Source organism: Streptomyces sp. NPDC047117, from assembly GCF_040643545.1.
GTDB lineage: Bacteria > Actinomycetota > Actinomycetes > Streptomycetales > Streptomycetaceae > Streptomyces.
The window spans coordinates 226,984-243,759 of the sequence record NZ_JBEYUN010000002.1 but is presented as its reverse complement, the minus strand read 5'-3'; the positions used below and the strand labels follow the sequence as shown (position 1 = coordinate 243,759).

At 72.4% G+C, this 16,776-nt stretch carries 18 protein-coding genes and 1 tRNA gene; 4 read left to right on the top strand and 15 right to left on the bottom strand.

Going from position 1 to position 16,776, the window contains the following annotated elements; all coding sequences use genetic code 11:
* Positions 1 to 114: 114 nt before the first annotated feature.
* From ABZ840_RS04205 to ABZ840_RS04170, 8 genes are all read right to left on the bottom strand, one after another.
* A complete protein-coding gene (locus ABZ840_RS04205; protein WP_361552998.1) occupies positions 115 to 942 on the bottom strand; it encodes an RNA polymerase sigma factor SigF in 828 nt (275 codons plus the stop codon).
* Positions 943 to 1,153: 211 nt separating this feature from the next.
* Positions 1,154 to 1,957 carry an RNA polymerase sigma factor SigF gene (locus tag ABZ840_RS04200; protein ID WP_361552995.1) on the bottom strand — a complete coding sequence of 268 codons (804 nt, stop codon included), beginning with the start codon at positions 1,955 to 1,957 and terminating at the stop codon, positions 1,154 to 1,156.
* A 386-nt stretch (positions 1,958 to 2,343) separates the two neighbouring features.
* On the bottom strand, positions 2,344 to 2,637 hold the full coding sequence (locus ABZ840_RS04195; RefSeq protein ID WP_361552993.1) for a Dabb family protein: 294 nt from the start codon (positions 2,635 to 2,637) through the stop codon (positions 2,344 to 2,346).
* A gap of 124 nt (positions 2,638 to 2,761) precedes the next feature.
* Entirely contained in the window at positions 2,762 to 2,926 is a 165-nt protein-coding gene (locus ABZ840_RS04190; RefSeq protein WP_181138704.1) for a hypothetical protein, read from the bottom strand.
* Between the two features lie 377 nt (positions 2,927 to 3,303).
* A tRNA-Ser gene (locus tag ABZ840_RS04185) sits at positions 3,304 to 3,390 on the bottom strand.
* A gap of 178 nt (positions 3,391 to 3,568) precedes the next feature.
* Complete coding sequence (locus ABZ840_RS04180; RefSeq protein ID WP_361552990.1) at positions 3,569 to 4,141, bottom strand: nucleoside deaminase; 573 nt, start codon at positions 4,139 to 4,141, stop codon at positions 3,569 to 3,571.
* A 161-nt stretch (positions 4,142 to 4,302) separates the two neighbouring features.
* Positions 4,303 to 4,839 carry a hypothetical protein gene (locus ABZ840_RS04175; RefSeq protein ID WP_361552987.1) on the bottom strand — a complete coding sequence of 179 codons (537 nt, stop codon included), beginning with the start codon at positions 4,837 to 4,839 and terminating at the stop codon, positions 4,303 to 4,305.
* A gap of 450 nt (positions 4,840 to 5,289) precedes the next feature.
* Complete coding sequence (locus tag ABZ840_RS04170) at positions 5,290 to 5,472, bottom strand: hypothetical protein (protein WP_361553899.1); 183 nt, start codon at positions 5,470 to 5,472, stop codon at positions 5,290 to 5,292.
* Positions 5,473 to 6,042: 570 nt separating this feature from the next.
* Here ABZ840_RS04170 and upp point away from each other — a divergent pair.
* A complete protein-coding gene (gene upp / locus ABZ840_RS04165) occupies positions 6,043 to 6,678 on the top strand; it encodes a uracil phosphoribosyltransferase (RefSeq protein ID WP_361552984.1) in 636 nt (211 codons plus the stop codon).
* Positions 6,679 to 6,754: 76 nt separating this feature from the next.
* Here the strand turns inward: upp and ABZ840_RS04160 are convergent, their stop codons facing one another.
* The 4 genes from ABZ840_RS04160 to ABZ840_RS04145 all read right to left on the bottom strand — a co-directional run bounded on the left by ABZ840_RS04160 (position 6,755) and on the right by ABZ840_RS04145 (position 9,894).
* Positions 6,755 to 7,396 carry a LytR C-terminal domain-containing protein gene (locus ABZ840_RS04160; protein WP_361553896.1) on the bottom strand — a complete coding sequence of 214 codons (642 nt, stop codon included), beginning with the start codon at positions 7,394 to 7,396 and terminating at the stop codon, positions 6,755 to 6,757.
* A 150-nt stretch (positions 7,397 to 7,546) separates the two neighbouring features.
* Positions 7,547 to 7,843: a type II toxin-antitoxin system VapB family antitoxin gene (locus ABZ840_RS04155; RefSeq protein WP_004943146.1), complete on the bottom strand. Its 297-nt coding sequence runs from the start codon at positions 7,841 to 7,843 to the stop codon at positions 7,547 to 7,549.
* 196 nt (positions 7,844 to 8,039) lie between these two features.
* Positions 8,040 to 8,567: a DUF4232 domain-containing protein gene (locus tag ABZ840_RS04150; protein ID WP_361552981.1), complete on the bottom strand. Its 528-nt coding sequence runs from the start codon at positions 8,565 to 8,567 to the stop codon at positions 8,040 to 8,042.
* 277 nt (positions 8,568 to 8,844) lie between these two features.
* Positions 8,845 to 9,894 carry an NAD(P)-dependent alcohol dehydrogenase gene (locus tag ABZ840_RS04145; protein WP_361552978.1) on the bottom strand — a complete coding sequence of 350 codons (1,050 nt, stop codon included), beginning with the start codon at positions 9,892 to 9,894 and terminating at the stop codon, positions 8,845 to 8,847.
* A gap of 170 nt (positions 9,895 to 10,064) precedes the next feature.
* On the opposite strand from ABZ840_RS04145, the gene ABZ840_RS04140 reads away from it, so the two are divergent.
* Positions 10,065 to 10,961: a helix-turn-helix transcriptional regulator gene (locus ABZ840_RS04140; RefSeq protein WP_361552975.1), complete on the top strand. Its 897-nt coding sequence runs from the start codon at positions 10,065 to 10,067 to the stop codon at positions 10,959 to 10,961.
* 269 nt (positions 10,962 to 11,230) lie between these two features.
* Here ABZ840_RS04140 and ABZ840_RS04135 read toward each other — a convergent pair whose 3' ends face one another.
* Positions 11,231 to 11,818, bottom strand: coding sequence for an HhH-GPD-type base excision DNA repair protein (locus ABZ840_RS04135; protein ID WP_361552972.1), 588 nt, complete (start codon positions 11,816 to 11,818; stop codon positions 11,231 to 11,233).
* Positions 11,819 to 11,888: 70 nt separating this feature from the next.
* On the opposite strand from ABZ840_RS04135, the gene ABZ840_RS04130 reads away from it, so the two are divergent.
* Both ABZ840_RS04130 and ABZ840_RS04125 read left to right on the top strand, forming a co-directional pair.
* Complete coding sequence (locus tag ABZ840_RS04130) at positions 11,889 to 12,779, top strand: PTS sugar transporter subunit IIA (protein ID WP_361552969.1); 891 nt, start codon at positions 11,889 to 11,891, stop codon at positions 12,777 to 12,779.
* Positions 12,780 to 12,793: 14 nt separating this feature from the next.
* The gene (locus ABZ840_RS04125) at positions 12,794 to 14,356 is read left to right on the top strand and encodes a PTS ascorbate transporter subunit IIC (RefSeq protein ID WP_361552966.1); all 1,563 of its coding nucleotides are present in this window, start codon (positions 12,794 to 12,796) and stop codon (positions 14,354 to 14,356) included.
* Between the two features lie 102 nt (positions 14,357 to 14,458).
* On the opposite strand, the gene ABZ840_RS04120 is transcribed toward ABZ840_RS04125, so the two are convergent.
* Positions 14,459 to 15,469: a PP2C family protein-serine/threonine phosphatase gene (locus ABZ840_RS04120; RefSeq protein WP_361552963.1), complete on the bottom strand. Its 1,011-nt coding sequence runs from the start codon at positions 15,467 to 15,469 to the stop codon at positions 14,459 to 14,461.
* Positions 15,470 to 15,719: 250 nt separating this feature from the next.
* Positions 15,720 to 16,763, bottom strand: coding sequence for a hypothetical protein (locus ABZ840_RS04115; protein ID WP_361552960.1), 1,044 nt, complete (start codon positions 16,761 to 16,763; stop codon positions 15,720 to 15,722).
* Between the last annotated feature and the right edge of the window lie 13 nt (positions 16,764 to 16,776).

The following is a 16,776-nucleotide window of genomic DNA, read 5'->3' as shown; positions in this document are numbered from 1 at the left end:
GTGTGCCTGACGGGCCGTCAGGCAGGAAGAGTCGCGGCGGCACCGGAAGGGCGTACGCGCATGGCTTTGCCCCGGGCCGGGACGGGTCCCTGGTGCCCGGGGGGATTCGCGTCGTCAGTCCGTGGTCAGGCCGTCACGGAGTTGGGCGAGGGTGCGGGTGAGAAGGCGGGAGACGTGCATCTGGGAGATGCCGACCTCCTCGCCGATCTGCGACTGGGTCATGTTCGCGAAGAAGCGGAGCATGATGATCTGGCGTTCCCGCGGGGGGAGTTTGGCCAGGAGGGGCTTGAGGGGCTCGCGGTACTCGACGCCCTCCAGCGCGCTGTCCTCGTAGCCGAGGCGGTCCGCGAGGGAGCCCTCGGTGCCGTCGTCCTCGGGGGACGGGGAGTCGAGGGACGAGGCGGTGTAGGCGTTGCCGACGGCGAGGCCGTCGACCACGTCCTCCTCGGACACCCCCAGGCACGCCGCCAGTTCGGAGACGGTGGGAGAGCGGTCGAGCTTCTGGGACAGCTCGTCGCTGGCCTTCGTGAGCGCCAGGCGCAGCTCCTGGAGGCGGCGCGGGACCCGTACCGACCAGGAGGTGTCGCGGAAGAAGCGCTTGATCTCGCCGACGACGGTAGGCATGGCGAACGTCGGGAATTCGACGCCGCGTTCGCAGTCGAACCGGTCGATCGCCTTGATCAGGCCGATCGTGCCGACCTGGACGATGTCCTCCATGGGTTCGTTGCGGCTGCGGAAGCGGGCAGCGGCGTAACGCACCAGCGGGAGGTTCAGCTCGATGAGCGTGTCGCGGACGTATGTACGCTCCACGCTGTCCTTGTCGAGCGTGGCCAGCCGCAAGAAGAGGGAGCGGGAAAGCGTACGGGTGTTGAGGGCGTCGTCGTCATGCACTTGCGGTGCTGGTGCGGGAAGCACCTTCGAGCTGCCCAGTTCTACGGACATGCCACCCCCTTGAGGTCGCGGTCGGGTCGCCGCTGCGCCTCCTCTGCCCCATGCGGAGCGAAGAGTTCAGCCTCCACCTGAATACCGGAGGCGGCGCCACGGCAAACGCGGTTCCTGCAGAATGTCACATGTCGGCAACACGCTGTAGCGCCAAGTCGACATATCCCTGCAGGAAGGAGTGGCGTTACCGGGGGGTCGTACCTCGTCCTGGTTAGGCGTCGATCCTGTTTGCGGATCTCAGTCGGGCGAAGCTCCGGGAGAGCAGCCGGGAGACGTGCATCTGGGACACGCCCAGCTCCGCGCTGATCTGGGACTGCGTCAGGTTGCTGTAGTAGCGCAGCAGGAGGATGCGCTGCTCCCGTTCCGGGAGCTGGACCAGGAGGTGGCGCACCAGGTCGCGGTGTTCCACGCCGGCCAGCTCCGGGTCCTCGTAGCCGAGGCGGTCCAGGAGACCCGGCAGGCCGTCACCTTCCTGCGCGGCTTCGAGGGACGTCGCGTGGTACGAGCGGCCGGCCTCCAGGCACGCGAGGACCTCCTCCTCGCCGATCTTCAGGCGCTCGGCGATCTCGGCCGTCGTGGGGGACCGGCCGTGCAGCACCGTCAGGTCCTCGGTGGCGCCGTTCACCTGTACCCACAGCTCGTGCAGCCGGCGCGGTACGTGGACCGTGCGGACGTTGTCCCGGAAGTACCGCTTGATCTCGCCGACGACGGTCGGCATGGCGAAGGTGGGGAACTGCACGCCGCGGTCCGGGTCGAACCGGTCGATCGCGTTGATCAGGCCGATGGTGCCGACCTGGACCACGTCCTCCATCGGCTCGTTGCGACTGCGGAAGCGCGCGGCCGCGTAACGGACCAGGGGGAGGTTCGCCTCGATCAGCGCGTCCCGCACCCGGGCGTGCGCGGGGGTGCCCGCCTCCAGGCCCGCCAGCTCGGCGAAGAGGACTTGCGTGAGCGCCCGGGTGTCCGCACTCCTGCTCTGGCGGGATGGCGCCTTCGGCGCAGTACGGGCCGTCACGGTTCACGCCTCCCCTTCACAGGACTGGGCTTTGTGTCGGACTGGGCTGTGCTGAAGCGGATGTATCCGGCAAAAGCGGTCATAGCATCACAAGACATGTGCAGTGTGTGCAAGCACCGCATAACGCCGTGTTGAGCGGCAGTTGATGTGGCGAGGGGCAGGTGGAGGCCGCGGGGAGGCTGCGGGGAGGGGCGCCGAGCGGTCGGCGGCGGGCGGTACGGGGGTGCCGGGGAGCGGCCTCTCGCAGGCGCCGGGAGGCGGGCGGGCATGAAGAAACCCCTCGCCCGCTGGGGCGAGGGGCACTGTCGGCCCGTGGCGGGCCGGCGGCGGCGCGACCCGGAAGGGGCCGGGCGGGGCCGTGGTCCGGACGCTTCCGGACCGGCGGATCAGATCTCGTAGTCGGCGATCACCCAGGTGGCGAACTCCGCCCACTGGCGGACGCCCGCCTGGTGGGCGGGGTGCTCCAGATAGCGCGTCAGGGCGTCCTTGTCGGCGACGGCCGAGTTGATCGCGAAGTCGTACGCGATCGGGCGGTCGGTGACGTTCCAGCCGCACTCCCAGAACTCCACGTCGGGGATGAGGTCGCCGAGCTCCTGGAACGCCTTCACGCCGGCCGCGACGCGCGGCTCGTCGCGCTCGACGCCCTCGTTGAGCTTGAACAGGACCAGGTGGCGGATCATGGGCGGGCCTCCGTGAGTGCGTACGTACGGGCGTGCGGGCCCGCTGGATCGTTTCTGCCGGACTGGCGGCGGGCGCCCGGCCCTATGGGGCGGACGGGCCGGCGCGAGGGGCTCTGCCGGTCGGCTACTGGATCAGCGAGGTCATGAACTGGCCGACGCCCTGGGCGGCGTCCGAAATGCCCTCGAAGCCTATCTGGACGAGATCGGCGGCCCGGGTGGGGGACGTGACGATCGTGTACAGGACGAAGACGACGACCACATACAGCGCGATCTTCTTCGTTTCCACCATTCGTCCCCGTCTCCCCTACGGCCTTTACCGGCAGCTCCCGCCCGGTGCGGTCGGGCGAGTGTAACCACACCGGCCCCAACGCAGCAGCCGCGTCCGGGGCGGCCCCCCGGCCCCGGGGTCGCTTTCGCGACGGCGCCACGCCGCCCCTCCCACGCGGCCGAGGACGAAAGTCCCGGTGATCGGGGCCGTTCGGCGGCCTGTCGGGCCGGAGCGCGGCCGCAGGCTGGACGGTGCGCCCCGCGGACCTGGCAGGAGTCCGCGGGCGGGACCGGGCCTCGCTGCGGGGTCCGCACCGCTCTCCTCCCGGCCGCGGTGCGGGCCAGAGGTCCGGGTACGACGAAGGGCCCGACTCAGCTGAGTCGGGCCCTTCGTGCGAGCGGTAGCGGTGGGATTTGAACCCACGGAGGAGTTGCCCCCTCACGCGCTTTCGAGGCGCGCTCCTTCGGCCGCTCGGACACGCTACCGAGGCAGAGCCTAGCCCATGAGGGGCCGTGTGCCGAAATCGGTTCCGGGAGGCGGGCGCGCGGACCTCCCGGAACGGCGTCCGGATCGCGTTGAGGGGCACCCGCCAGGCCCGGGCGACGGCCCTCCGTACCCGCCGGAGGCCGGGCGTCGGCCCCCTCCGTACCCGTCGAACCGCCCTCAGCGGCCGCGGAAGAAGTCGGTGAGGGGCGCCGCGCAGTCCTCGGTCAGGACGTCGGTGATCACTTCGGGGCGGTGGTTGAGACGTCGGTCACGTACGACGTCCCAGAGCGAGCCGGCCGCGCCCGCCTTCTCGTCGCGGGTGCCGTAGACCACCCGGTCGACCCGGGACAGCACGATGGCGCCCGCGCACATCGTGCAGGGTTCGAGCGTGACCACGAGGGTGCAGCCGGTCAGCCGCCAGTCGGTGGCGCGGCGTACGGAGGTGTCGCCCTCCCCGACGGCGGTCGCCTGGGCCTCCTCCTGGCGTGCGTGGGCCTCCTCCTGGAGCGTGCGGGCCGCCGCCCTGATGGCGAGCACCTCGGCGTGGGCCGTCGGGTCGCCGGTGGCCTCGCGTGCGTTGTGGCCGGTACCGATCACCCGCCCGTCCGCGGACAGCACGACGGCGCCCACCGGGACGTCTCCGGTCCCGGGGGCGAGCGCGGCCTCCGCCAGGGCCTGCCGCATGGGCGCGGCCCACGGGTCGCGCAACGGATCGGGTGCGGGGGCCGGGGCGGACTGTGCGTCGGTCATGACAACAGTGTCGGCGACCGCGGCGGTGCCGGGGACCGGCGGAGGCGGCCCCGCGGCGGGCGGCCGCCGGCCCGTGACGGGCGCGGCAGGCCGCACGGCGGGCGTACGAGGGCCCGCGGCGGGCGGGCGGGGAGCGGCCGCGGTGCGCCGCCCCCCGTCCGTCACCGCACCGCCTCCAGCACGTCCGTGCAGCCCAGCGCGTCGGCGATCTCGCCCAACGCGTCACCGTTGCTGTCGAACGTCAGCAAGTCCTTGCCGGTGACGCCGAGGTCGTCGAGGAGGTCGACGTCACCGAGCGGCCCGGCCGGCAACCGTTCGTCGGCCTCGGCCTCCTCCGCCTCGTCCTCGGCGCCCTCGGGCTCACCGTCTTCCGTACCGTCCAGATTGGTCAGATCGTCGAGGTCCTCCGGGGCTTCCTCGTCGCGGCCGATCAGTTCGTCGGTCAGCATGGCGCCGTACGAGCTGCGGGACGCGGCGGTGGCATCCGAGACGAAGACGCGCGGGTCGTCCTCGCCGTCCACCCGGACGACGCCGAACCACGCGCCCTCCTGCTCGATGAACGCCACCACCGTGTCGTCGTCGACCGCTGCCTGCCGGGCCAGGTCGGCCAGGTCGGCAAGCGTCTCCACATTGTCGAGCTCTGTATCGCTCGCTTCCCACCCGTCTTCGGTGCGCGCGAGCAGTGCGGCGAAGTACACCGTGACTCTCCCACTGGTCAGAGGCGTATCCGGGCCGGGCGAGGGCGGCGCGTGAGCGCCCGGAGTCCCCGCCCCAATCGGAATCGTGGCAGAAACAACGCGTTCGCGCGGGGTCTTCGACGCTGCGTCGTGCCCGGGTTCTGCGAGATCCGGTCCGTGAAGGGGCCGGATGGGTGCCGTAACGGGGCTGGATCCGCCCCTCCGAGGGCCGGACGGGACCGGATACGGGTGACGGAAGCAGCGCCCGAATGGTGGCGCGTAAACGGTCCATATGTGGCGCGCGGAGGTCCTTGTGGCGGCGTGTACGGCGGGCACGCGGCCGTGCGGTGACGCGTGCGGGGCTTCGCGGTGACGCCCAGGGGCCTCGGTCGCGGCGGGTCCGGGTGCGGCGGCGCGGACGGGGTGGCGGCGGTGGGCGCGGGTCCGGTCGGGTGGTCCCGCGCCGTTGCGCTACCAGCGGAATGTGCGCATGCGCATCGCCTGCCGCATCCGGGCGGCGCGGGCGCGCCGGGGCTGGACGCGGTCGCGCAGCTCCTTGGCCTCGTTCAGCTCACGGAGGAACTGTGCCCGGCGCCGGCGGCGGGCCGCGTCCGGCTCGCCCTCCCCGCCGGCCGCCCGCGCGTCCATGGCCACCTTCTGCGCCGTGTCCTCGGGGCGTGGGGCCTCGGCGGGCGCCGGGTCCGGCGTCCCGCCGGGCGGTCCGGTCTCCCGGCCGCCCGTGGTGCGCCCCGCCGGGCGGTCGGGTCTGGTGCCGCCGCCGTCGCCTCTCGCCGCACCGCGCGCGGCACCGGACCTGCGTGCGGCCGGCCGCGGGGTGCGCGAGCCCCCGGAAGGGCCGGGCGGGGACAGGCTTCCTTCGGGCCGTGCGTCCTGATGGTTCTGGCGCGGCTGCGTGTTCTGGTGCGTCTGACCGCTCTGGCGGCTCTGACGGTTCTGGCGAGTCTGACGGTTCTGCCGTGTGTCCTGACGGTTCTGTCGTGCGTCCTGACGGTTCTTCTGGTCGGGCATGAGCGACACCGCCTCGGGCCGAGGTCCTCGCCCGGAGGCCGGCCGGCGGTCCGGGCGTCTGTGCCCACTTTCCCCCGAAGTGCGGGGTTGATGCGAATCGGTTGACGTTGGCCGAGGGGCCGGGCGTGGATGGCCGGTCTCCGTACGGCCACCGGCGGGCGCCTCGGGGTCCCGGCCTCGGTTACTGTCGATGTCATGCGGATCCACGTCGTCGACCACCCGCTGGTGGCGCACAAACTCACCACTCTGCGCGACAAGCGCACCGATTCCCCCACGTTCCGGCGTCTCGCCGACGAGCTGGTCACCCTGCTCGCGTACGAGGCGACCCGCGATGTGCGCACCGAACAGGTCGACATCGAGACCCCGGTGACGGCGACCACCGGCGTCCGGCTCTCCCACCCCCGCCCGATGGTCGTGCCGATCCTGCGCGCGGGACTGGGCATGCTGGACGGCATGGTGCGGCTGCTGCCGACGGCCGAGGTCGGCTTCATGGGCATGGTCCGCAACGAGGAGACGTACGAGGCGCAGACGTACGCCACCCGTATGCCGGAGGACCTCTCCGGCCGGCAGATCTACGTCGTGGACCCGATGCTCGCCACCGGCGGCACGCTGGTCGCGGCGATCAAGGAACTGATCCAGCGCGGGGCCGACGACGTGACGGCGCTCTGCCTGCTGGCCGCGCCCGAGGGCGTGCAGGTCATGGAGAAGGAGCTGGCCGGTACGCCGGTGACGCTGGTCACGGCCGCGGTCGACGAGCGGCTGAACGAGGACCGCTACATCGTCCCGGGCCTGGGCGACGCGGGCGACCGCATGTACGGGACGGCCGGCTGAGGCCAGGATCCGGCCGGGCGCGAGCCCGGTCCGGGCAGGCCGGGAGCACGCCGGAGGCTCGGGCGCCGCGGGGCGCTCAGCAGCCCGGCGTGCCCGGCTTCTCCTTCGGCGGTGCGGTCAGCGCGGCGAGCGCGGCCTTGGCGTCCTTCTCCTTCGCCAGGGCCTTGAACTTGTTGCCGATGATCAGGTCGACCTCGCCGCCCTTGCGGCCGTCGGTCTTCCGTTCGACCCCGGCGGCCACCTGCGTGCCCAGCACCTTGAAGGAGCTGTCCGTCGCGGCCGGCGCGCCGAGCAGCAGGCCGGTGCCCTTGACCTTCTTGTCGTAGGCGGCGGGCGCGTTGCCCACCTCGCCGATCGTGAAGCCGCGCTTCTTGAGCGCGTCGGCGGTGCTCTTGGCGAGCCCGCTGCGGGTGGTCGCGTTGAGCACGTTGACCTTGACGGCCTTCGGCTTGGGCAGCGGCTTCGCCGTGCTGCGCGGTTTGGCGCCGTCCTGGCCCGCCGGGCACTTCGGTTTCTCCTGGGCGGCCTGCGCGGTGCCGCTCTGCCCGGTGAAGACGTCGATGAGCTGTACGGCGCCCCAGGCGCCGACGGCCAGCACGCAGGCGGAGGCCACGACTGTCATGGCGATCCTGCGGTCACGGCGGGGACGGCGCATCCGCGGATACCTGTCGCCCGTAATGCGGTACTTCTTACCGCCCATGCCGGGGGGCGTCAGCATGCTCATGTCCGCAGCGTAGTGCGGTGATGGCGCTCTGCCTATTAAATGATCTGTTCGTGGCGCGAGACCTGACCCGAAAGGGCCAATACCGGGCGCCACGGCTACGTTCCGTGAAGCTCGGGGCAGGTCCGTTGCCGGCTCCGGCGCGCGTCAGTCCAGTTCGAGGACGCGGGCGTGCAGCACCTGGCGTTGCTGGAGGGCCGCCCGGACCGCGCGGTGCAGCCCGTCCTCCAGGTACAGGTCGCCCTGCCACTTCACGACGTGCGCGAACAGGTCGCCGTAGAAGGTGGAGTCCTCCGCGAGCAGCGTTTCCAGATCGAGCTGCTGCTTGGTGGTCACCAACTGGTCAAGGCGTACCGGGCGCGGGGCCACATCCGCCCACTGGCGGGTGCTCTCCCGGCCGTGATCGGGGTACGGCCGCCCATTTCCGATGCGCTTGAAGATCACACGGAAAGCCTACCGGTCACCCGGCCTCGGGCGCAGCCATGTCGCACGGGTGCGAAGTGGTGGTAACCGGTGCAAGGGGAGCAATGCGCCCGGTGTCACCCGAGTACGGCGGAGCGTTCCGCCGGGGCGGGCCCGGCGGAACGCGGCAGTACGGGGCCCGGCCGGGGATCGGGGGTCGTTCCCCGGCCGGGAGCTGTCACCAGAGGAGGGCGTCGGCCGGGTTGTCCTGCCAGTACGTCACCTTGGCGACGCCCGGCTGGATGAAGACCGGGCCGCCCTTGACGGTGACGGACTTCAGGGCGGTGTCCCGGTTCACGGCGACCTCGATCTTGCTGGTCTTGAAGCCTTTCTCCGACGAGTCGGCGGCGGAGAGCGTCAGACCCGCGTAGGCCGTCTCGCCGGGCGCGAGGGTGACCACGGCCTGCGGCTGCGAGTCCTCGACGACCGGGGTGACCGACTGCTGGTCCTTGTGGAGCCGCAGGAGCGGGTAGGTCTCGGCCGAGAAGTCGCAGGTCTTCTTCGAGGTGTTGGTCGCCTTGATCAGGACGTGGTTGATCGGGCGGCTGACGGTGCCGGCCTCGAACTTCAGCGCCGACGCCGTGCAGGGCGCGATCTTGGCGGGCGCCGGGCGGGCGGTCTGCGCCAGGGCGGGGCCGGCGGTCGCGGCCAGCGCGCCGACGGCGATGAGGGAGGCGACGGCGGCCTTGACTGTCTTCTTCGACATGGTGGGTTCCCCGTGAATGGTGGCTTCGATGGCTGGTGGTGGTGCGGCCGGCTGGTCCCTCCGGCACGACAACCACTCTGTCCCCGGGCGCTATTGGTCCGCTAACGTCCGGCTAACGCCGTCTATCCACTGCCAAATGGGGCGAAGGCGGGCGGGGTGGCGTACGGCGGAGCCGGGTGGCCTGACGTACGACGGAGCCGGGCGGCTGTCGCTCAGCCACCCGGCTCCGTACGCGGCGGACCGGTCGCGGATCATCCGATCCGCGGGTCCTCGGGGATCACATCGTGGAGACGTCGATGACGAAGCGGTAGCGGACGTCGCTCGCCTGCACCCGTCGGTACGCGTCGTTGATCTCCTCGGCGGAGATCACCTCGATCTGCGCGCCGATGCCGTGCGCCGCGCAGAAGTCCAGCATCTCCTGGGTCTCGGGGATGCCGCCGATGGACGAGCCGGCCATCGCCCGGTTGTTCTGGATCAGCGCGAAGGGCGACGTGCGGAGCGGCTGCTCGGGCGCGCCGACCTGGACCAGCGTGCCGTTCGTGCGGAGCAGGCCCAGGTACGCGCCCAGGTCCAGGTCCGCCGAGACGGTGTTGATGATCAGGTCGAAGCTGTTGGCCAGCTCCTCGAAGGTCGCCGGGTCGGAGGTGGCGCGGTAGTCGGAGGCGCCCAGCTTCAGGCCGTCCTCCTTCTTGCGCAGCGACTGGCTGAGGACGGTGACGTCGGCGCCCTGGGCGGCGGCGATCTGCACGGCCATGTGGCCGAGGCCGCCGAGCCCGACGACCGCGACCTTCTTGCCGGGGGCCGCGCCCCAGCGGGCGAGCGGCGAGTACACGGTGATGCCGGCGCACAGCAGGGGCGCGGCGACGTCCAGCGCGAGGCCGTCGGGGATGCGGACGGCGAAGTCCTCGGTGACCACCACGTGGGTGGAGTAGCCGCCGTAGGTGGGCTCGCCGTCGCGGCCCGTGGCGTTGTACGTCATCACGGGGCCGGAGCCGGTGCAGTGCTGCTCGAATCCGGCCTTGCAGTTGTCGCACTCCCGGCAGGAGTCGACCATGCAGCCGACGCCGACCCGGTCGCCCACCTGGTGGCGGGTGACCTCCGGGCCGGCCGCGGCGACCACGCCGGCGATCTCGTGGCCCGGGACCATCGGGAACGTGCCCGGGCCCCAGTCCGAGTCGACCTGGTGGATGTCGGAGTGGCAGATCCCCGCGTACTTGATCTCGATGAGGATGTCGTGCGCGCCGAGCTCACGGCGCGGGATGGTGGTGCGCTCCAGGGGTGCCTTGGGCGCGGGTGCTGCGTACGCGGTGACAGAGGTGTGTGTCATGACATCGAGCCTGCGACAGAAGCGGAAGCGGAGCCAGACCCCCCGTTTACGTACGAACGGCGTTGGTACCAACGCCAGTGACACCCTCGCCATACTGCCGCGACCTGCGGTTTCGCAGAGTTGTCCACAGGCCACCGCGCGTTGTCGCCGAGATGCGGATACTTGGCCGTATGGACCAGCGCACCGAATTGAGCGAGTTTCTGCGCACCCGCCGTGCCCGTCTTCAGCCCGAGGACGTCGGACTGCCGCGGCACGGCGGGCGGCGACGGGTGCCGGGGCTGCGGCGGGAGGAGCTGGCGCAGCTGGCCGGCGTGAGCGTGGCGTACTACGTCCGCCTGGAGCAGGGCCACGGGCAGAACGTCTCCACGGCCGTCCTCGACGCGATATCCGGCGCGCTGCGGCTGAACGCCGCGGAGCGGGCGCACCTCAGCCACCTGGTCAAGCCGAAGGCCAAGCGTGCGCGCGGGGCCGGCCGCCCGCAGCAGGTGCGGCCCGCGCTCCAGCAGCTGCTGGACGCGATGGAGGGGATACCGGCGTACGTCGCGGGCCGCCGCCTGGACGTCATCGGGTGGAACCGCATGGCGTGCGCGCTGCTCGGTGACTACGGCGCGATGGAGCCCGAGCAGCGGAACGTCGCCTGGCAGGTCTTCCTGGACCCGGCGGCCCGCGACTTCTACGTCGACTGGGAGCGCAAGGCCGCCGACATCGTCTCCTACCTGCGGCTGGACGCGGGCTGTCACCCCGACGACCCCGAGCTCGCCTCGCTGATCGGGCGGCTGTCGGTCAAGAGCGAGGAGTTCCGGCAGCTCTGGGCCACGCACGACGTGCAGGACAAGGGCTTCGGGGTGAAGCGGCTGCACCATCCGGTGGTCGGGCCGCTGACCCTGTCGTACGAGACGCTGCGACTGCCCGCCGACCCGGACCAGCAGCTGATCGTCTACAACGCGGAGCCCGGCTCGGCGTCGGCGGAGTCGCTGCGGCTGCTCGGCAGCTGGGCGGCGGAGGGCCCGGCCGACCGCTCCCCGGCAATCCAGGACACCACCGAACGCCAGGACGCGGGGGGCTGACCTGCGGGAGTCGCGGGGGCTTGAGGGAGCGGGAGGGCCGGCCTGGGGGAGCGTGGGGCGGGCTGTCCTGGGGGCAGTGAGCAGTTGGGGGTGGGGTGGGAGGGGGCGGGGGGAAGGGGGGAGAGGCGGCCACTTCGTCGTGGTCCGGGCCGCGGCGATTGCCTACCGGCGGCTGTCCGGGGTCGAGCAGCGCTGGACGGCCCGGGCGGCGGCCGGCCAGGAGGGCTGAAGCCGTCCCGGGCAGCACCTGGACAGCACCGGGCCCGGGCCTACTTGGCCGCCGCCTTCTTCGCCGCTCGCTTCATCTCCTGCTTGTAGGCGCGGACCTCGGCGAGGGATTCCGGGCCGGTGATGTCGGCCACCGAGCGGCGGGAGTCCTCCTCGCCGTACGCGCCCGCGGCCTCGCGCCAGCCCTCGGGGCGCACGCCGAACTGCTTGCCGAGGAGGGCCAGGAAGATCTGTGCCTTCTGCTTGCCGAAGCCGGGCAGGTCGTTGAGGCGTTTCAGCAGCTCGGCGCCGGTGCCCGCGTCCCGCCAGACGGCTTCCGCGTCGCCGTCGTAGTGCTCGACGAGGTACTGGCACAGCTGCTGCACCCGCTTGGCCATGGACCGGGGGTAGCGGTGCACGGCCGGCTTGCGGGCCAGCAGTTCCTCGAACGCCTCCGGGTTCTGGGCCGCGATGGCGTGCGCGTCCAGGTCGTCGCCGTTCATCCGCCGGGCGATGGTGTACGGCCCTGTGAACGCCCACTCCATCGGCACCTGCTGGTCCAGCAGCATGCCCACCAGTGCGGCGAGCGGACTGCGGCCGAGCAGTTCGTCGGCTTCCTCCTGCTGTGCGACCCGCATCCTCACGTTCATGTGTCGATGATCCCTTCCGGCGCCGGACGGCGCATGTCCGGGCAAGCGTTTTCGTGCGACGATCCCCTGCATGCCGACCTTGAGCGAACTGATCCCCGCCGAAGCCGTGCGGCTGGACGTGGCGGCGGCGGACTGGCGGGAGGCCGTTCGGGCGGCCGGCGACCTGATGGCCGCGACCGGTGCCAGTACCGGTGAGTACACCACGGAAATGATCGAGAACGTGGAGGAGAACGGGCCCTACATCGTGCTGGCGCCCGGTTTCGCCTTCGCGCACGCGCGCCCCTCGCCCGCGGTCCTGCGGACCGGCATGTCGTGGGTGCGGCTGGCCGAACCGGTGGAGTTCGGGCACGAGGCCAACGATCCGGTGACCCTCGTGGTCGGGCTCGCGGCGCGGGACTCCGGCGCGCACACCGACGCGATGGCCGCGCTGGCCCGGCTGCTGGCGGACCCGGAGAGCGAACGCGCGCTGCGCGAGGCGCCGACGCCGGAGGCGGTGCACGCGGTACTGGCGAGCCTGGACGCCCCGGAGCAGCCCGCGCCGCCCGCGGAGTCGCCGGGGACCGAGCGGTCGCCGGAGTCCGAGGGGCCGGCTGAGTCCAAGGGGCCGGCGGGCTCCGAGCGGTCGGCGGAGCCGGCGCGTCCGGAGGAGCGGCAGCCGGACGGCGGCGGTGCCCCGCACAAGATCCTCACCGTCTGCGGCAACGGCCTGGGCACCAGCCTCTTCCTGAAGAACACCCTGGAGCAGGTGCTCGACCGCTGGGGCTGGTCCCGGTACGTCACCGTCGAGGCGACCGACACCATCTCCGCCAAGGGCAAGGCCGACGAGGCCGTCGCCATCCTCACCTCGGGCGAGATCGCCAGGACGCTCGGCGACCTCGGCATCCCCGTGAAGGTCGTCGAGAACTTCACCAGTACGGGCGAGGTCGACCGCATCCTCCGCGACACCTACGACGTCCAGTAACGAAGGAACGCACCATGGACTGGCTCGTATCGATCGCCAAATTCCTCGTCAACGAGGTCCTCAGCCAGCCGGCGTATCTGGTCGGCCTGATCACGGCCACCGGCCTCATCGCCCTGAAGAAGTCCGCCGGTCAGGTCGTCGGCGGCGCCATCAAGGCGACGCTGGGCTTCCTGCTGATCGGGGCCGGCGCCGACCTCGTCGTCACGGCCCTCGCCCCGCTGGGCGAGATGATCCAGGGGGCGACCGGCGCGCACGGCGTCATCCCGACCAACGAGGCGATCGTCGGCATCGCGCAGCAGCAGTTCGGCGCCCGGGTCGCCTGGCTGATGATCGTGGGCTTCGGCGTCAGCCTGCTGCTGGCCCGCTTCACGCCGCTGCGGTACGTCTTCCTCACCGGCCACCACATGCTGTTCATGGCGACCCTGCTGACCATGGTGCTGGCCACCGCGGGCCAGTCCTCGGCGGTCGTGGTGCTGGCCGGCGGCGTGCTGCTGGGCATCCTGCTGGTCTCGATGCCGGCCTTCGCGCACCCGTGGACCAAGCGCATCACCGGTGACAACACCATCGCCATCGGCCACTTCGGCACGGCCGGGTACGTCGCCGCCGGCGCGACCGGGCAGCTGGTCGGCCGGCGCAGCCGCAGTACGGAGGACATGAAGCTGCCCGAGGGGCTGCGCTTCCTGCGCGACTCGATGGTGGCCACCGCGCTGTCCATGGTGCTGATCTACGTGATCCTGGCGATCCTCTTCCTGGCCAAGGCGGGCCGGGACACCGCGTTCAAGGCGTTCGGCTCGGCGGGCGGCGACGTGGCCACGGGCGTGGGCAACTACCTGATGCAGTCCGTCATGCAGGGCCTGCAGTTCGGCATCGCCGTCGCGATCATCCTCTTCGGTGTGCGGACGATCCTGGGCGAGCTGGTCCCGGCGTTCCAGGGCATCGCCAAGAAGGTCGTGCCCGGCGCGCTGCCCTCGCTGGACGCGCCGATCGTCTTCCCGTACGCGCAGAACGCCGTCCTCATCGGCTTCCTGTGCAGCTTCCTCGGCGGCCTGGTCAGCCTCGCGCTGCTGTCCGCGCTCTTCCACCCGTGGTTCGGTCTTGCGCTCGTCCTGCCGGGCCTGGTGCCGCACTTCTTCACCGGCGGTGCGGCCGGCGTCTACGGCAACGCGACGGGCGGCCGGCGCGGCGCGGCCCTCGGCGCCTTCGTCAACGGCGTCCTCATCACCTTCCTGCCCGCGCTGCTCCTGAAGGTGCTGGGCGCGTTCGGCGAGGAGAACACCACCTTCGGCGACGCCGACTTCGGCTGGTTCGGCTCGCTGATCGGCAACGCGGCGAAGGTGGGCGGCGCGGGCGCGGTCGTCCTGATGCTGGCCATCGGCGCGGTGGTGCTGGCCGGCGCCGTGGTGGTGCAGAAGCGGGTGGTGGAGACCGGCTGGGACCCGGGTGCCCGCCGGGACGCCGTACTGCCGCGGACCGAGGCGCCCGCAGCGGCGGCCCCGGCCACCACCACGACCGGGTACGCGAAGATCGCCCCGCCGGCCGGCGCGCCCACCCCGCCCCCGCCGCCGGAGTCCGACTGAACGACCGAGGCAGGACGGCCGACCGGCAGTCCGGCGCCCGGCTGAACGGCCGGCGTCGGGCCGCCCGTCCGCCAGCCCGCACGGGCGTTCGCTGTCCGCGGTTCAGCCGGTGTGCTGTTGCTGCAGCGGGCGCATCAGGAGCAGCATCGCGTCGTCGCGGCCGCGGGAGTCCCGGTGGCGCGCCAGGTCCGCTTCGAGCGCGTCCAGGACGACGGTCGGTTCGTGGCCACAGAGCGAGGTGAGGCGCTCGGCCAGGGGGTAGAACTCCCCGTCCTGGTTCCGGCATTCGGCCACCCCGTCCGTGCAGAGCAGCAGCCAGTCGCCGGGCGCCGGGCGCACCACCGTGGTCGGGCAGCGGTCCGCCACCATCCGCATCAGGCCGAGCGGGGCCGTCGCGTCCAGGCCGTCGAGCCACTGCGCCCGGCCGGCGCGGATCAGCAGGGGCGGCGGGTGGCCGCAGTTCAGCAGCTCGATCCGGCCGTCGTCGTGCACGTTGATGAGCAGCGCGGTCACGAAGCCGTCGTGGTGGTGGATGCGGGTGACGGAGGTGTCCATCCGCAGCGCGATGCCCGCCAGGCTGGGCTCGTGGTGGGCGAGCTCCCGCCAGATGTGCAGCGTCTCGGCGGCCGTCGCGACCACGTCCAGGCCCTTGCCGGACACGTCGCCGATGAGCAGCCGTACGCCGAAGGGGGTGCGCTCGGCGCCGCAGATGTCGCCGCCGACCGTGGCGCCGGGGGTGGCCGCGAGGTAGCGCGCCTCCAGCCGGACCCCGCCGACCCATTCGGGCGGCCGGGGCAGCACCGCCGCCTGGGTCACCTGGGCGAGCCGGCCGAGGCAGGCGATCTTGGTCTCCTGGCGGCGGCCGCGGCGGGCGGCGGCCCGGACCAGCGCGGTCACCGAGAGGACGCCCGCCAGCGCCACGGCGACGTTCAGCGGCCGGGCGCCCCAGCCCAGCGCCGCCACGCCCGCGAGCGCGGCGGCGCCCGCCCACAGCACCGACCGCCCGCTCGGCCGTCCGATGGCGGGCAGCGCGGCGACGGCGGGCATCAGCGGGAGGAAGAGCGGGGCGAGGTCCAGGGTGCGGCCCAGTGCGACGCAGAGCGCCGCAAGCAACAGCGGAAACGTTCCTCGAACCAGCCTCACGGGTCTTCCGGGCGGCGGTGCGGCCGGAACGCAGGACGGGACGCGTTCGGCCGGCGGAAGCTTCGGCATGAGGACCTGCCCGCTGAACGGCTGAAGCTCCTCAGCTTAGCCAGCGCACGATGCACAGGTTGTGCATATCGTTGAATTCGCAGGTGAGAGCGGTGTGTGAAGATCCCTTAGGAGTCGGGGCGCGCGCTGCGCGGGGCAGGAGCCGCAGGCCTCAGGAGTGATTCACCGCCCACGCCAGGAAACGGTTGGTGACCGCGCGCTCCTCATCCGACCGGGCCAACTGCTGCCGTCCGTACGCCCGGGTCACGCGCCGCATCCGGAAGACGGTGGTCTCGGCGTCGTCCGGCACCGGCTCGATCAGCGACTGCCACGTCAGGCCCGTGAAGGCCGCGGCGAGCGGGCCGGGCGGGAGCCGGTGGTCGCCGCACACCTCCAGCACGTGGGACAGCTCGAAGCCGCCGGGGAAGACGCTGCACCGCGCCCAGAGCAGCTGCTCCTGCGCCGTGCAGAGGCGGCGGCTCCAGCCGAGGGAGTCGCGCAGCGTCCGGTGGCGGCCGGGCAGGCCGGGTGCCGAGGCCGGCAGGTCGAGGGCGTCCTCGGGCCGGGCGAGGCGGGAGAGGACGTCGTCCGCCGAGTGGTGCCCGAGCTGGTCCGCCGCGATGAGGACGGCCAGCGGCAGGCCCTCCACCAGCGCGCAGATGCGCCGGACCGTGTCGGGCGCCGGCTCGGCGCCCAGCCGCCGCGCGTGCGCCTCGAACAGCCCGGCCGCCTCCTCCGGCGGGAGGGGCGGCAGCGCGTACAGCCCCGGCGTCTTCAGCGGGGTGCGGCTGGTGGCCAGGATGTGCAGGCCGGGGCAGGCGTCGACGAGTTCGGTGAAGACCTCCGTGCCCGGCGCGGCCAGGTGCTCGCAGGTGTCCACGACCAGCAGGGCCGGGCAGTCGCCCAGCGCTTCGGCGAGCGCGGTCAGTTGGGGCTTCCCGGGACAGCCGTCGAGGCGCAGCGCCCGGGCCAGCCGGTGCGGCACCAGGCCGGGATCGCCGAGCGAGGCCAGGTCGGTACGGCCGACCACCGCCTCCGGGGCGAGGGCCGACCGCCGGGCCACCGCGCCGGCGAGTGCGCTCTTGCCCACGCCGCCGGGCCCGGTCAGGGTCACCAGGCGGGTGTGCCGGAGCAGTTCCTCGACCTCTGCCAGTTCCCTGTGCCGCCCGGCGAACGTGCGCGGGCCGCTGTACTCCGAGTACTCCGATTCCTGCATGGGTCCCGCCTCC

Bases quoted from the DNA above. Each gene is read 5' to 3' on its own strand.
- ABZ840_RS04205 (WP_361552998.1), bottom strand. From the start codon at position 942: ATGTCCGTAGAACTGGGCAGCTCGAAGGTGCTTCCCGCACCAGCACCG.
- ABZ840_RS04195 (WP_361552993.1), bottom strand. From the start codon at position 2,637: ATGATCCGCCACCTGGTCCTGTTCAAGCTCAACGAGGGCGTCGAGCGC.
- ABZ840_RS04190 (WP_181138704.1), bottom strand. From the start codon at position 2,926: ATGGTGGAAACGAAGAAGATCGCGCTGTATGTGGTCGTCGTCTTCGTC.
- ABZ840_RS04180 (WP_361552990.1), bottom strand. From the start codon at position 4,141: ATGACCGACGCACAGTCCGCCCCGGCCCCCGCACCCGATCCGTTGCGC.
- upp (WP_361552984.1), top strand. From the start codon at position 6,043: ATGCGGATCCACGTCGTCGACCACCCGCTGGTGGCGCACAAACTCACC.
- ABZ840_RS04160 (WP_361553896.1), bottom strand. From the start codon at position 7,396: ATGCTGACGCCCCCCGGCATGGGCGGTAAGAAGTACCGCATTACGGGC.
- ABZ840_RS04150 (WP_361552981.1), bottom strand. From the start codon at position 8,567: ATGTCGAAGAAGACAGTCAAGGCCGCCGTCGCCTCCCTCATCGCCGTC.
- ABZ840_RS04145 (WP_361552978.1), bottom strand. From the start codon at position 9,894: ATGACACACACCTCTGTCACCGCGTACGCAGCACCCGCGCCCAAGGCA.
- ABZ840_RS04140 (WP_361552975.1), top strand. From the start codon at position 10,065: ATGGACCAGCGCACCGAATTGAGCGAGTTTCTGCGCACCCGCCGTGCC.
- ABZ840_RS04135 (WP_361552972.1), bottom strand. From the start codon at position 11,818: ATGAACGTGAGGATGCGGGTCGCACAGCAGGAGGAAGCCGACGAACTG.
- ABZ840_RS04130 (WP_361552969.1), top strand. From the start codon at position 11,889: ATGCCGACCTTGAGCGAACTGATCCCCGCCGAAGCCGTGCGGCTGGAC.
- ABZ840_RS04125 (WP_361552966.1), top strand. From the start codon at position 12,794: ATGGACTGGCTCGTATCGATCGCCAAATTCCTCGTCAACGAGGTCCTC.
- ABZ840_RS04115 (WP_361552960.1), bottom strand. From the start codon at position 16,763: ATGCAGGAATCGGAGTACTCGGAGTACAGCGGCCCGCGCACGTTCGCC.